Here is a 12,878-nt window from a genome sequence, read left to right on the forward strand (position 1 = left end):
CAGCCCCTCAACGCCCACCGCGCGGGCACCGTCAAGGGCCTGGCCGCCGAGGTCGGCGCGTCCATCACCTCGGGCGCGGTCATCTGCGAGATCAAAGGGTGACTGTAATGATCCCTGTGGCTCCGCTCGGAGGTATGCCCCAGGATTGACTGGCGCTTCCGCCGTCCTCGGCAGGATTCGTCGACCTCCCGGCGGGCCACAACGCGTCGCCGGTCAGGCATCTGTGACTTCCGAGTACGTGCCGCCAGAGCTCGCGAGCTCCCCCTGACCGCCTCCACCAGCCGCAGGTGACACGTCTGCCGCGCGACCGCACGCTGCCGTGCGGGGTGGACGCCGGGGGCCTGGTCAGGGCGCGGGCTATTGGATTTCCGCCCATCGAGTAGTCCCGCCTTGGTAAGTCGTGGTTCCGGAGCGGGCGGACAGTGCGGCGACGATGGCGCTCCCGCGGCCGCTCTCCTCGGGCTGCCGAGGGCTGCCGCCGTGGCGGCACAGCAGCGCCGGGCCCGCGTCACTGACCTCGATGCGGACAGCGCACGCAGCCCGGCCACCCTGCCGGGACAAGCACAGCGACGCAGGGGGAAGGGCGTGAACGACCGCATTGGTGATCAGTTCGGAGACGACCAGAAGCGCATCGTCCGCAAGGTCCGAGGGGATGCGCCACTGTTGCATAGCGCGGGCGGCGCGTCGGCGGACGGCGGCAAGACCTTCTGGAATGTGAGGCAGAGGGAAGACCACATCTGTCCGAGCGGATGAGACTGTCTCAAGGCTGTTGCTGAGCCTCACGGGCAGGTTGTGATTCATGGTGGTGTCCTGGGGGGTCCCGGTGGGGCGGGGGACGACGAGGCCGGAGAGAAACGTCTCGGGCGGGTGTGGCGGCGCCAGGCCACCGGGGATCCGGCGGGGATGGCCCCTCAGCCATGAGGATGACGTCCGTACCGACTCTTCTGTCGTTATTGACGGATAACGTTATGGGTGATTCACATTCAACGTATGTCCTGATATCGGCGGCGTCAAGACATGAGCGAAAGGGAAACAGGTTAATGCGCAGTAATGTGGCCATGGTGTCAGGCTTCGGTCTGCCACCTCTGCGCGCGGCTGCCAGCCAGCGGCACAACCAGGGAGGGCGTACCGGCTGATCAAGCGCCGGGGAGGATGCGACCACGCCCATGGACGACGAACCACTGGCCCGCGCATTCACTGACGGCGTCAAGGCAGTCGCCTCGCGTGGAGTGCTCGGCGACCCACCTGGCATGTCGTCTGAGCTGGGCTTCGCCCGTCCGAACGCCGCAGCCGTCCTACTCGCGCAACACGCAACGGCGTGTTATCGGCTGCTCACCTAGGCCGAGTCGTCAAGACGCCCATCAGCGCCACCGCGATCAACGCATTCGCTGCGTCCAGGGCCCATGCACGACGAGAGGGCCAAGGCGGGTGGCGACCTACATCACGTACAGATGTCAGACATTCGGTGTTAGGGTCGCCTTATGAAAGATCTTCGTACGCCGCGCCGCGTCGCGAGCTTGTCGGCGCAACTGGTGGACACCCTTCGTGAGCAGATCACATCCGGCGCATGGCCTGTAGGGATGCGGATTCCGCCCGAACATGATCTGGTCGAGCAACTCGGTGTCGGGCGTACGACGGTGCGCGAGGCGCTCGGCGCGCTGGTGCATCTGGGCCTGCTGGAGGCTCGGAGGGGTGACGGGACGTACGTCCGGACATCGAGCGAAATGCACTCGGTACTGATGAGACGTGCCAACACCTCGAGGTGGAGCGACGTGCTGGAACTGCGCGCAGTGCTGGAAGAGTACGCCTCGGGCTTGGCCGCGTTGCGGCGTACCGAAGACGACCTGAATCGCCTGCGGCACCTCCTCGACGAGGCCGCGGCGACAGCGGATTCACCGGAGATGACCGCCGTCGCGGAGATCGATACCCGCTTCCACCAGGCTGTGGTGAGTGCCAGCGGGAACACCCTTCTTACCGAGGTGTACGACGTCCTCAGCACCGCGGTCACCGAACAGATCGGCGGCACACTCTGGCCCAGCGCGACGGCCGCGGAGCACAGCCTTCTGCACAGGCGTCTCGTTGAGGCGATCGCCGCCCAGGACGAGGTCGGTGCACGCTACTGCGCCACCGAGATCGTGAAGCTCACCGAGACCGGAACGGAACGACAGAAGTGACCACCTCGAGGAACTCCCACGCCGGCCTCACCACGGCTACGAAGGCCGGCCGGATCGCAACCCCGAAGACGCCGGTTACTACGCCCGCCCTTTCGGCGGGCCTCTTGATCGCGATCCTTTTGGTGGCGGCCAACCTACGCGTGACCTTGACGGGTGTGGGCACACTGCTGCCGGCCATCGAGCACGACACTGGGTTGACTGCGTCAGAGGGTGGCGTACTGAGCACCCTGCCGCTGTTTGTGTTTGCTGTGACTTCGCCCTTTGTCGGGCGCACCTCGCACCGGGTCGGCACCACCCGCCTCCTCGTGGCCGCCCTCGCAGTGCTGGCAGCGGGCACCGTGATCCGGTCCTTGCCTTCGCTTGCCTGTTTGTTCGTCGGAACCGTGATCCTCTCGATGGCGATCGCCGTTGGCAACGTCCTGCTGCCTACGGTGATTCGTACCCACGTGCCCGGCTCGCGGGTTCATACCGTCAGCGCTCTCTACGTCACCGCTATGGGAGTGGTCGCTGCTCTGTCGTCAGGCATCTCCGTCCCGCTTGCCGAGACCCTACCCGGAACCTGGCATTCCGCCCTGGCCTGGGGAGTAGTCGTCGCCGTCGCCGCTCTCGCCGTGTGGCTGCCTCGGCTACGCGGGTCCCGGCCTGACGGCGGCGTGCGGTCTCATGGGACACACGCTCGAACCCCATGGCGATCCTGGCTGGCGTGGCAGGTGTCCTTCTTCATGGGCCTGCAATCCCTTGCCTTCTACACCGCCGTCGCTTGGCTGCCCAGCATCCTCGGTCAGCAGGGCATGAGCACCACAGCTGCCGGCTGGATGCTGTTCTACTACCAGCTCGTCGCACTGGTCACGAGCATGTTGCTGCCTTTGATCACTCGAGGCCGCCACGACCAGCGCTTCGCTGCGGCCGCGGGCTCAGCGATCGTCGCCGCAGGCTTCGCGCTTCTGCTCCTCTTTCCAGCGCTCGCACTCGCGGCGTGCACTCTTCTCGGGTTGGGCGCCGGTGTCTGTCTCGTGCTCGCCCTGAGCTTCCAAAGCCAACGTGCCACTGGTCCCAGCGAGACCACAGCCCTGGCCGGGATGGCTCAGTCCATCGGCTATCTCGTCGCCGCGGCCGGACCCCTTCTTCTGGGCGTCCTCCACGACACCACCGGCAGCTGGACTGGTGCTCTCCTTCTCCTCACCGCATTGAGCCTGGTCATGGCCGCTGCCGGTTATGGCGCTGGACGCGACCGCCACGTTCGCACCCGGCCTGACCGCGAAACAGACTAACGCCCTCCAGAACGCATCGGACCGGATGCAGAGAACGCGGAGTCAGCCTCCCTGAGCCGCTGCGGGAAAACTACAGCTCAGCAGGCACCCTCCTCCCCCGTCAGCGATCGATGCGACTAGCGAGCCATCATCACCCGTGCGGACAGTCCGTGATGGCGAGGCACTCGAAGGAAGCACGTCCTGGGAGGGTACTGATTATCAGATACCAGGGAACTCAGTTCTCTCCTAGAGACCATCGGTAGGCGCTTCCACCCAGGCATCTTCGATGCGTTGGACGATCTGCCACATCGGCGTGCTGCTTCTGCCGACCAGGATGAGCGATTCCCCCGTATCACCCCAGGTGCGGTGGACGGGTCTCAGACGCCGCCGCCGTCCGGAGAAGAAGCTCGGCATCAAGGGCTCGGACGTCAAAGGGCACTCCGCTCTGGGCATACGCCCGCCGCCGCCATTTGTGGTGGTGGAAGACGTACTGGCGGCTACTTGCCGTCGTCCTCGCGCTCGAGGGCTTCCAGCGCCCGCCGCGTGACCTCGTCCACCGGGCCCAGGGAGGAGATCGTGACCGCCAGGCCCTGCGTCTTGTAGTACTCGATGATCGGCTCGGTCTGCGTATGGTAGACCTCGAGCCGCTTGCGGACGGTCTCCTCGGAGTCGTCATCGCGCTGGTAGAGCTCACCGCCGCAGACGTCGCACACGCCCTGCTGCTTCGGCGGGCTGTACGAGACGTGGAACACGTGTGCCGGCCGGCTGCGGCAGATACGCCGGCCGCCGATGCGCTTGACCACCTCTCCCTCGGGGACTTCGAGGTCAAGAACCGCGTCCAGCGTGATGGCCTCGGTCTTGAGCAGCTCGTCGAGCGCCTCGGCCTGCGAGACGTTGCGCGGGAAACCGTCGAGCAGGAAGCCGTTCTCGGCATCCGGCTGTCGCATGCGGTCCTTCGCCATCGCGATGGTGAGCTCGTCGGAGACGAGGTTGCCGGCGTCCATGGCGACCTTCGCGAGTTTCCCCAGCTCGGTCTGCCGGCTGATGTTGGTCCGGAACAGATCGCCCGTAGAGATGTGCGGGATCGACAGCTTCCCGGCCAGGCGTGTGGCCTGAGTGCCCTTTCCAGCACCCGGCGGCCCGACGAGGACGATGCGCATCAGCGGAGGAACCCTTCGGCCTCGCGCTGCTGGAGCTCTTCGGCGGCGGAGGCGCTTGCCGACGGCTTGGAGACGACCTCGCCGATCCTGCCACCCACGGCCAGATACGAACGACTGACTGACGGTGCGGCTGGTCGGGGAACGGCCGGAGCCCCGGACCACTTTCGTTCGATTCCGCTCAGAGCCTTCATCACATGTCCAATCGTCTGGGTGGTGCGTCTGCTCGGCTCGCCGTGGGAAGGGCGGACAGGTTGGTTGCGACCGTCCAGCGGCACGGCGCGGCTCGTCAGGGCGGGCCGCGCCGTGCCGCCGGACGGAGTGGGTGGGGAGCTGTTGCCCCATGGCGTGGTGGTACGGGGTCGGCTGCGCCGGGACCGTCCGGCGGTACGTCTTTTCGGCAGGACAGGGGCGTACCGCCGGACGGGGTATGAGAGGCGAATCCCCGGCGAGGGGACGGTGCGGCGGACCGGTTTGTGCATGGTGGCTGCCGCGGTCAACTCCTGGTGCGACCCAGCACGGTGTTGTCGAGGGGCGACGTCGATGGTGTGGGACGCGGCCGTCGCGGACGGTGAGTGCGGTTTGCTCTTTTGTACCGGCCCCTGCGCAGGGAGGCTGCCGGGTTCTTCCTCAGTCGATGAGGTCGAGGGCGGTGGTGACGATGCTGTCCGTGTCGATGCGGTGGTAGCGGTAGACGTCCTCGATCGCCCCGGACTGGCCGAACCGGGTCACGCCGAGGGTGCTGACGGGAACGTTCTGGATCGTGCTCAGGAAAGCCAAGGTGTGGGGATGCCCATCCAGGACGGTGACCAGCGGGGTGGCCCGGTCGAGGGGGAAGACCTGGTCGAGGATCCAGGCCGGGTCGTCCGACAGGCCGCGGCGGGCCTGTAGCGCGCGGAAGAGCAGGTCCGGGCTGGTCACGCACACGACATCGGCGCCATGCCCGAGGGCGGCGAGCCGGTCGGCGGCGGCCAGGGCCTCCGGGACCAGTGCGCCCATCGCGGCGAGGGTCACCACCGGGTTCTCGTGCTGCCTCAGCCGGTAGGCCCCGGCGGTCACATGTCGGCGACGGCGTTCGCGAGCGGCCGGGTCGGTCGGCACCGCGGCCGCGGACTGGTCGACGGGCCGGGTGGACAGCCGCAGGTAGGCCGAACTGCCTTCGGGACGGCCGAGGTTGCCGAGCGCGGCCAGCAAACACCATTCGGTGTCGATCGCGAACGCGGGTTCGTAGGTGACACAGCCGGGCTGCTCGATACCCAGCGACGGAGTGGTGATCGACTGGTGGGCACCGCCCTCGGGGGCGAGCGTGACGCCGGACGGCGTGCCGACCAGGATCGACTGGCCACCGGCGTAGATACCGAAGGACCACGGCTCCAGCGCCCGGTTGACGAAGGGGTCGTAGACCACACCGATCGGCAGCAGCGGCTGGCCCCACCGGCTCCAGGTGGCGCCCAGCTCGCCGAGGAGACCGACCAGGTTGGTCTCCGCTATGCCCAGCTCCACATGCTGACCGGCTGGCTGCTCGCGCCAGTGCAGGATGGTCTCGGCGTCATCGGCGAACCAGTTGGGGCGCTCGGTCGGCGACCACACACCGACCTTGTTGAGCCAGCCGCCGAGGTTGGTGGTGGAGCTGACGTCCGGGCTGACGGTGACGATCCGGGCGGCCGCCTCCGGCGCCCGCCGGGTGAGATCCAGCAGGACGCGGCCGAGAGCCTGCTGAGTGTTCCCGATGCCGGTGGGGGCCGGGCGCACCAGGTCGGCGGGGACCGCGGGGGGCTTGGGGGGCGCCTGTTCGGGGCGGCGCAGCCGCTGGGCGGCCGCCGCGCACAGGGCCGCTTCCGCCGAACCTTCGCCGAAACGCGTCCACGGGTGGTCGAGATCGGTTCCCAGGCGGTCGGCCAGTGCACTCATCTGCTCGGCCGTCAGGAGCGAGGAGTGGTTCTGCGGGTGGCCCTCGGTGGGGAGCCCGTAGCCCTTGACCGTGTAGGCGAAGATGACGGTCGGGCGGGTGTCGTCGACACCGGCGAACGCATCCGACAGCGCGCCGATGTCGTGGCCACCCAGGTTGCGCAGCGCCGCCAGGAGCGAGGCGTCGTCCAGGGGGGCGATGAGGTCGGCGATCGGCCCGGCGGTCGAGCCGGTGCCGGGCAAACGCTCGCGCAGCTCGTCGGCGGAGCAGCGCAGCAGGCGCTGGTATTCGGGGTTGCCCATGGCATCGATACGAGCGCGCAGGGCCTCGCCACCGGGCCGGGTGAACAACTCCTGCAGGAGACGCCCGTACTTGAGGGAGATCACCTGCCAGCCGGCCGCGGCGAACATGCCCTGCAGCTTGTCCGCGGCGATGCCGGGGATGACTCGGTCGAGAGACTGCCGGTTCAGGTCGACGACCCACACCACTTCGCCCAGACCCGGCACCATCGGATCCTGGATGGCTTCCCAGATCGCGCCTTCGTCCAGCTCGGCGTCGCCGAGCAGGGAGTACTGGCGCCCCCTCCCGGCACCGCCGAAGCGCCCCTCCACGTAGCGCCGGGCGAGAGCGCCCCACAGGGGAGCGGTGGCGCCGATACCGACCGAACCGGTGGAGTAGTCGACCGGGTCGGGGTCCTTGGAACGACTGGGGTAGCTCTGCAGACCGCCGAAGGCACGCAGCGTGGTCAGATAGGACTCGTCCAGCTCGCCCAGCAAGTAGTTGATCGCATGCAACACCGGTGAGGCGTGAGGCTTGACCGACACCCGGTCCTCGGCAGTCAGCGCATGAAACCACAGCGCCGTCATGATCGAGGTCATCGAGGCACTGGACGCCTGGTGACCGCCCACCTTCAGCCCCGAAGGGTTCGGCCGCACCCGATTGGCGTGGTCGATGATCGCGGTGGACAGCCACAGCACCCGCTGTTCGACCGACTCCAGCGCGGCAAGCTCCTCCGCCCGGGCAGGACCGCCGTCGCCGCCGGCCGACCTCAGTTCCGCAACCATCACAGACCACCTCCGCATTCGGCACCATGCCTTAGGAATTTCGCGTTATGCTCCGCCAGAAGACGGGTAACTCTGCGACTGCACAAAATGTCTCTTATAGATCGAGCATTCTGCTCGGATTCGGGCCGCCTGATCGGCTGGCCCGGGGCGCTGGACCGGTTCGCACCGGCCTTAAGACGCGGCCCCATCACGCGCCTTGGCTGACGGCAGAGAGTCGACTGCGCGCAGGACATCTGTCAGCCATGCGACCTGCCCGTCGAACTGTGACAGCTTCCCAGGCCGTACCCACCGGTATGCCTTGTGCTCCCAGTTGAGAGTGAGCCGGCGTTGACTGGTGCAGGCCAAAAAAGTGTGCACGGTCCAGTCCGGCCCGCCACGAGGGTCGGCCAGACTCAGCGTGGGGCCCGCAGTCAGCTGCTCCAGAGCGCGAGCGGGGAGCAGAGTCTCCTCCCAGATCTCCTGGATGGCTTGCCGTACCGGGTCGCTGTCAGCGTCCAGGTATCCGGTGATGCAGTGCCACAAGCCCGAATCATGCTGGACAGATCCACTGCGCTTGAACAACCCGATGCGGCCCCGCCACATGAGGATGACAGCGACTACCTGCCGCGGGCCCTGAGACCTGGGGCGACCGGACTCGTTCAGGGACTGGGCCCCTGGTGAAGCCCGGGAGACCACCCCGCGACCACCGCCTTCGGTACGGACACCCGGGGAGGACCCGACGCGCTTGTTCATCTGGTGCCTCCTTCATGTGAGGGCCTGGCCAAGGAGAAGTCCCCTTGCGAGCAGGAGCTCTTCGTGTTCCCGAACACCCGCCGGACGCCCTGCCGCGTGGAAGCACGAGGTGTGACACTCCCTGACGACGACCTCGCGTGCCACCGGTGCGTTCACGTCGTTCACCGGATGCGGCTCTCGCTCCCGGCCCATGCCTTGTCCCGCAACACAAACTTCTGGATCTTTCCGGTGGAGGTCTTCGGCAACTCGGTGAACGTGACCGTCTTCGGCGCTTTGAACCGGGCCAGCCTGCCCCGCACATGCTCGATGATCTCCGCCTCGGTGGCTGTAGCGCCTTCCCGCAGGCTCACATAGGCGGCAGGGACCTCACCCCAGCCCTCGTCCGGCACCGCGATCACCGCCACCTCCAGTACCGCCGGATGATCCATGATCGCCTGCTCCACCTCGACCGACGCGATGTTCTCCCCACCCGAGATGATCACGTCCTTCGAGCGGTCACGCAGCTCCACGTACCCGTCGGGGTGCAGGATGCCGATGTCCCCGGTCCGGAACCATCCGTCCGGCACCGCTGCCAAGGTGGCCTCCGGGTCGTCGAGGTAGCCGAGCATGAGGTTGTTGCCGCGCAACGCGATCTGCCCCGTGGTGACACCGTCCGCGGGGACGTCCGTGCCGTCGTCCGCGATCACCCGCGGCACGCACGAGATCATGTTCCCGACGCCCTGGCGCGCCTTGAGCCGCGCTTGTGCCGCGGCGTCGCGGTCGTTCCACTCCGGGCGCCAGTCGCACAGCATCGCTGGGCCGTAAGTCTCGGTCAGTCCGTACAGGTGCGTGACCTCGAACCCCAGCTCCGCCGTCCGCCGCAGGATCGCCGGTGACGGCGGCGCCCCACCGGTGGCGATCCGCACCGTGCGGTCCAGTGGTGCGGCTTCCTGGGCGTAGGCGATCATCGACAGCACCGTCGGCGCCCCGTTGAGGTGCGTGACGCCCTCCTCCCGGAGCAGTCGCCAGATCTCCGCCGGATTCACCTTCGGCAGGCAGACGTGCGTCCCAGCCGCCGCGGTCACCGCCCATGGGAACGTCCATCCGTTGCAGTGGAACATCGGCAGCGTCCACAGGTGCACGCTCGACGGCGTCAGTCCGGTGTGCCCCACCATCGCCACGGCCTGGAGGAACGCGCCCCGGTGGTGGTACATCACGCCCTTGGGGCGGCCCGTGGTCCCCGAGGTGTAGTTGATCGACAGCAGCGCCCGTTCGTCGGTCGGGGTCAGGTGCAGCGGCTCCGCCGCGGCCAGCAGATCCTCGTATTCCCGCCCCGCCCTGATCCGGTGCGGTGGGGCGGCCAGCCGGGCGAGGGCCTCGTCCACCAACGCGTCGAACGACGGGTCGTGGACCAGCACGGACGCCTTGGAGTGCTCCAGGATGTAGGCGACCTCGCCCACCGACAGCCGGGTGTTCACCGCGACCAGCGGCACCCCCGCCCACGGCACCCCGTAGTGCGCCTCCAGCGACACATGCGTGTTCGGCGCCAGCACCGCCACCGGACGCCCCCCGGCCAAGGAGGCCAGCCCGCCCGCCAACCGCTGACACCGATCACGCAGCTCCGCATAGGTCCACCGGGACCGTCCATCCACCACCGCGACCCGATCCCCGTGCGCCGCCGCGGCACGATCCAGATACGACGTCGGGGTCAACGGCTCGAAGGACAGGGAGCCCGGGTCGCGGGTCATCGCACCGCTCCGGGCGCCGGGACGCCGGTCGTGATCAGGAGGGTGCCGTTGTCGTGGCGTTCGGTGAGGATGTCGCCGGTGCCGTGGTTGTAGAGGTCGGTCATCGGCTGGTCTCCTTGTGGTGTGTGGGGTTGTGCTGGGAGTGGAACTGGCGGAGTGCTTCTTGGTGGGCGGGGCGTGCGGCTCGGATGTCGGCGAGTACGTCGTCGGCGGGGCGGACGACGTTGCGGGGGTTTTTGAAGTGGGGGATGACGTATTTGCCGAAGAGTTCGATCGAGCGCATCAGCTGGTCGTGGGGCAGGCTGTCGACGCGTAGGACGAGTGCGTCGACGCCCATGTCGGCGTATCGCTGTACGTGTTCGATGCAGTGGTCGGGGTCGCCGACCAGGAAGCCCTGGGAGCGTTCGAACATGTACTCCTCGTCGTCGAAGTCGATGTCTTTGACGGCTCCCATGTAGGCGTAGTCCTGTGAGAGCTTGGAGAGTCGTTCGTAGGCGTCGGTGGAGAGTTTGGCCATGTCGAAGAGGGGTTTGGCTTCGGTGCGGGCCTGTGCTGTTGTCTCGGCGCAGTGCATGCCGCCTGAGATCGCGACCATTTTGCGTGGTGTGATCGGGTGGGGGTGGTCGGTGGCGGCGAGTGTCTTGTCGTAGAGCTTCACCATGTTTTCGACGAGGTCGTATCCGAGGTAGAGGCCGCCCATGATGGCGCCGATGCCCATGGTGGCCGCGGTTTCGACGGAGCTGGGGCTGCCGGCGGCGGCTGAGATGGGCGGGTAGGGCGTTTGGAGGGGCTTGGGGACCAGGCTGCGGGGCGGGATTTTGTAGTGCTCGCCCACGTAGGAGAACGGGTCGTCGAGGAAGGCGCGGCGGATGAGTTCGACGCCTTCTCGCCACTGGGACTTGTTCTCGGACGGGTCGACTTCGAAGGCGCGCAGGGCGAGGGTGGTGTTGCCGCGTCCGGTGCCGAGTTCGACGCGGCCGTTGGAGAGGATGTCCTCGGTCGCGACGCGCTCGGCCACGCGCAGTGCGTGGTTCATCCGTGTCGGCAGCAGTGTCACAAGGTGGATGAAGCGGATCCGGCTGGTGAGAGCCATCAGGTACGGGTAGAGCACCTCCGGAGCGGAGACCGAGGCCGTCCCGAGGGCGACGTGCTGCTCGGAACTGCCGAAGGCATCGAAGCCGACGCGCTCGGCGAGCAGTACCTCCTCGACCAGTTCCCGGTAGCGGTGCTCATGTGTGAGCCCGACCGGGGTGTCCCCCTCGGTCATGAGGATGAAGTCCATACCGACCCTTCCGTCGAATGTTATTCGTCGATAACGTAGGACGTAGCTCAGCCCAGGTCAAGGCCCCAGAAAGAGCGACAGGCGTTACCTTGTGATAACAACGAAGGTCGCCCAGGCGCGCCCGGGAGGGGCACGGCCAGGGCGACCCCGTTCGCACCGCGACCGACGGCCACACAGGCGGCGGCGGACCGACACGGCACCCACTTCGTTACTGTGCACTAACGGAGCTGCCTCTCCATTCGGGGACTTGACCGCACCTAAGCCAAGCCTTACGTTATTCGCCAATAACATTCGAGGGAGGATCGGTATGAACGTCATCGTCATGGCTGAGGGGGACATCCCGACGGGGCTCGCACGTGAGCACCGCTACCGAGAGCCGGTCGAGGAGGCGCTACCCGCAGAGCATGTCGACGTTGATGCCTTCGGTAGCTGCCACGACCTTGCCGCCCGAGCTGCCCGCGAGGTGTGGAATGGCTGACCAAGTCCAAGGGCTGGACGCGGCTGCCTTCCGTTCGGCGTTGGCCCGCTTCCCTTCCGGCGTGACGATCGTGACGACCCGAAGCGCCGGGGGCACGTCGCATGGGTTCACCGCGAGTTCCTTCGCGGCGCTGTCGCTTGATCCACCACTTGTTCTGGTTTGTCTGGACCAAGGAGCGGACTGCTTCTCAGCTTTCATAGCCGCTGAGCAGTTCGTCGTGAACATCGTGACGCCCGCGCATGCGAAGTTGGCCATGAGGTTCGCCACCAAGGGCGAGGACAAGTTCGCAGACGGGAGCTTCGAGTCCGACGAGGGCGGACACCCGATACTGCCCGACGCCGCAGCGGTCATCCGCTGCGAGCTGGAGCAAGCCGTACCCGGCGGAGATCACGTCATTCTCATCGGTCGTGTGCACGACGCACGCATAGGTAGCGGCAAGCCGGTGATGTGGTACCGCGGTGATTTCCTCCACCTCGGGCAGAGCGTCACATGAATGACATCGGGCCCGGCTCGTCAGCTCCGGTGGATCGCACGAGTGGTTCATCCACGCGCGGCGCGCGGTGTGGTGGAACCCTCCGCTCGGGCCGTGCCGCGGGGCCGTCCGGTGGGTGATTCCGTGGAGTTCGACCGCGTGAAGATCGGGAACGTGCTGCACCCGGTGGCCGACATCGACGCCGCCGTGCGCTTCTACACCGACACCTTCGGCCTGGCCACGAAGTTCGTCGACGGCGACCGCTACGCCGCCCTCGACGCCGGCAGCACCACGTTGGCCCTGACCGGCCCGGCCGAGGACGTCACCGGTGGGGTGCCCGCGGCGTCGTTCAAGGTCCCCGACGTGACCTCGGCGCTCACCGCCCTCGTACAAGGCGGCGGATCCGTAGTCCGGGAGCCCGAGCAGGGCCCGCACGAGGTCCGAGCCGTGGCCCGGGACCCATGGGGCAACACCGTAGTGATCTACGGGCCGCGGTAGCGGTCAGTCCGGTAGCGGATCGGCCTCCGCCGTGCCCCGGACCGAGACGTCGGATGCCATGGACATTCCTGTTCGTGTCCCTCCCCGGCCGTCGGCCAGATCCCAGATCTTTCGCGCGCCGGAACGACCTGCGCG

The 12,878-nt window shown here is 67.4% G+C and carries 12 protein-coding genes; 6 read left to right on the forward strand and 6 right to left on the reverse strand.

What is annotated here, in order from left to right; genetic code table 11:
- Nucleotides 1–357: 357 nt before the first annotated feature.
- On the reverse strand, nucleotides 358–654 hold the full coding sequence (locus ACFYOY_RS47445; protein ID WP_388594268.1) for an ATP-binding protein: 297 nt from the start codon (nucleotides 652–654) through the stop codon (nucleotides 358–360).
- Here ACFYOY_RS47445 and ACFYOY_RS47450 point away from each other — a divergent pair.
- From ACFYOY_RS47450 to ACFYOY_RS47460, 3 genes are all read left to right on the forward strand, one after another.
- Nucleotides 586–753: a hypothetical protein gene (locus ACFYOY_RS47450; RefSeq protein ID WP_250853217.1), complete on the forward strand. Its 168-nt coding sequence runs from the start codon at nucleotides 586–588 to the stop codon at nucleotides 751–753. The two genes, ACFYOY_RS47445 and ACFYOY_RS47450, sit on opposite strands and share 69 nt — an antisense overlap.
- Nucleotides 754–1,481: 728 nt before the next feature.
- Nucleotides 1,482–2,174, forward strand: coding sequence for a FadR/GntR family transcriptional regulator (locus ACFYOY_RS47455; RefSeq protein WP_351906486.1), 693 nt, complete (start codon nucleotides 1,482–1,484; stop codon nucleotides 2,172–2,174).
- Nucleotides 2,171–3,445, forward strand: a complete 1,275-nt coding sequence (locus ACFYOY_RS47460; RefSeq protein ID WP_388594231.1) for an MFS transporter — start codon at nucleotides 2,171–2,173, stop codon at nucleotides 3,443–3,445. The genes ACFYOY_RS47455 and ACFYOY_RS47460 overlap by 4 nt, the downstream gene beginning before the upstream one ends.
- A 476-nt stretch (nucleotides 3,446–3,921) precedes the next feature.
- On the opposite strand, the gene ACFYOY_RS47465 is transcribed toward ACFYOY_RS47460, so the two are convergent.
- The 5 genes from ACFYOY_RS47465 to ACFYOY_RS47485 all read right to left on the reverse strand — a co-directional run bounded on the left by ACFYOY_RS47465 (nucleotide 3,922) and on the right by ACFYOY_RS47485 (nucleotide 11,295).
- On the reverse strand, nucleotides 3,922–4,584 hold the full coding sequence (locus tag ACFYOY_RS47465) for an adenylate kinase (protein ID WP_351906492.1): 663 nt from the start codon (nucleotides 4,582–4,584) through the stop codon (nucleotides 3,922–3,924).
- Between the two features lie 627 nt (nucleotides 4,585–5,211).
- On the reverse strand, nucleotides 5,212–7,554 hold the full coding sequence (locus ACFYOY_RS47470; RefSeq protein WP_388594234.1) for a pyruvate dehydrogenase: 2,343 nt from the start codon (nucleotides 7,552–7,554) through the stop codon (nucleotides 5,212–5,214).
- Nucleotides 7,555–7,725: 171 nt separating this feature from the next.
- Nucleotides 7,726–8,286: an NUDIX domain-containing protein gene (locus ACFYOY_RS47475; RefSeq protein WP_351906197.1), complete on the reverse strand. Its 561-nt coding sequence runs from the start codon at nucleotides 8,284–8,286 to the stop codon at nucleotides 7,726–7,728.
- Between the two features lie 161 nt (nucleotides 8,287–8,447).
- Complete coding sequence (locus ACFYOY_RS47480) at nucleotides 8,448–10,013, reverse strand: AMP-binding protein (RefSeq protein ID WP_351906194.1); 1,566 nt, start codon at nucleotides 10,011–10,013, stop codon at nucleotides 8,448–8,450.
- 100 nt (nucleotides 10,014–10,113) lie between these two features.
- Nucleotides 10,114–11,295, reverse strand: a complete 1,182-nt coding sequence (locus tag ACFYOY_RS47485) for an LLM class flavin-dependent oxidoreductase (protein WP_388594238.1) — start codon at nucleotides 11,293–11,295, stop codon at nucleotides 10,114–10,116.
- 307 nt (nucleotides 11,296–11,602) lie between these two features.
- Between ACFYOY_RS47485 and ACFYOY_RS47490 the strand changes: the two genes are divergently transcribed.
- The 3 genes from ACFYOY_RS47490 to ACFYOY_RS47500 all read left to right on the forward strand — a co-directional run bounded on the left by ACFYOY_RS47490 (nucleotide 11,603) and on the right by ACFYOY_RS47500 (nucleotide 12,743).
- The gene (locus ACFYOY_RS47490) at nucleotides 11,603–11,773 is read left to right on the forward strand and encodes a hypothetical protein (RefSeq protein ID WP_351906188.1); all 171 of its coding nucleotides are present in this window, start codon (nucleotides 11,603–11,605) and stop codon (nucleotides 11,771–11,773) included.
- Nucleotides 11,766–12,266: a flavin reductase family protein gene (locus ACFYOY_RS47495; protein ID WP_351906185.1), complete on the forward strand. Its 501-nt coding sequence runs from the start codon at nucleotides 11,766–11,768 to the stop codon at nucleotides 12,264–12,266. The genes ACFYOY_RS47490 and ACFYOY_RS47495 overlap by 8 nt, the downstream gene beginning before the upstream one ends.
- 138 nt (nucleotides 12,267–12,404) lie before the next feature.
- Entirely contained in the window at nucleotides 12,405–12,743 is a 339-nt protein-coding gene (locus ACFYOY_RS47500) for a VOC family protein (RefSeq protein WP_037648814.1), read from the forward strand.
- Nucleotides 12,744–12,878 lie beyond the last annotated feature (135 nt).

This window comes from Streptomyces sp. NPDC007875 (assembly GCF_042868035.1).
Taxonomy (GTDB): Bacteria; Actinomycetota; Actinomycetes; order Streptomycetales; family Streptomycetaceae; genus Streptomyces; species Streptomyces antimycoticus.

Excerpts from the sequence above, each read along its gene's own strand:
- ACFYOY_RS47465 (WP_351906492.1), bottom strand. The coding sequence starts at position 4,584 with ATGCGCATCGTCCTCGTCGGGCCGCCGGGTGCTGGAAAGGGCACTCAG.
- ACFYOY_RS47485 (WP_388594238.1), bottom strand. The coding sequence starts at position 11,295 with ATGGACTTCATCCTCATGACCGAGGGGGACACCCCGGTCGGGCTCACA.
- ACFYOY_RS47475 (WP_351906197.1), bottom strand. The coding sequence starts at position 8,286 with ATGAACAAGCGCGTCGGGTCCTCCCCGGGTGTCCGTACCGAAGGCGGT.
- ACFYOY_RS47470 (WP_388594234.1), bottom strand. The coding sequence starts at position 7,554 with ATGGTTGCGGAACTGAGGTCGGCCGGCGGCGACGGCGGTCCTGCCCGG.
- ACFYOY_RS47495 (WP_351906185.1), top strand. The coding sequence starts at position 11,766 with ATGGCTGACCAAGTCCAAGGGCTGGACGCGGCTGCCTTCCGTTCGGCG.
- ACFYOY_RS47480 (WP_351906194.1), bottom strand. The coding sequence starts at position 10,013 with ATGACCCGCGACCCGGGCTCCCTGTCCTTCGAGCCGTTGACCCCGACG.
- ACFYOY_RS47455 (WP_351906486.1), top strand. The coding sequence starts at position 1,482 with ATGAAAGATCTTCGTACGCCGCGCCGCGTCGCGAGCTTGTCGGCGCAA.
- ACFYOY_RS47490 (WP_351906188.1), top strand. The coding sequence starts at position 11,603 with ATGAACGTCATCGTCATGGCTGAGGGGGACATCCCGACGGGGCTCGCA.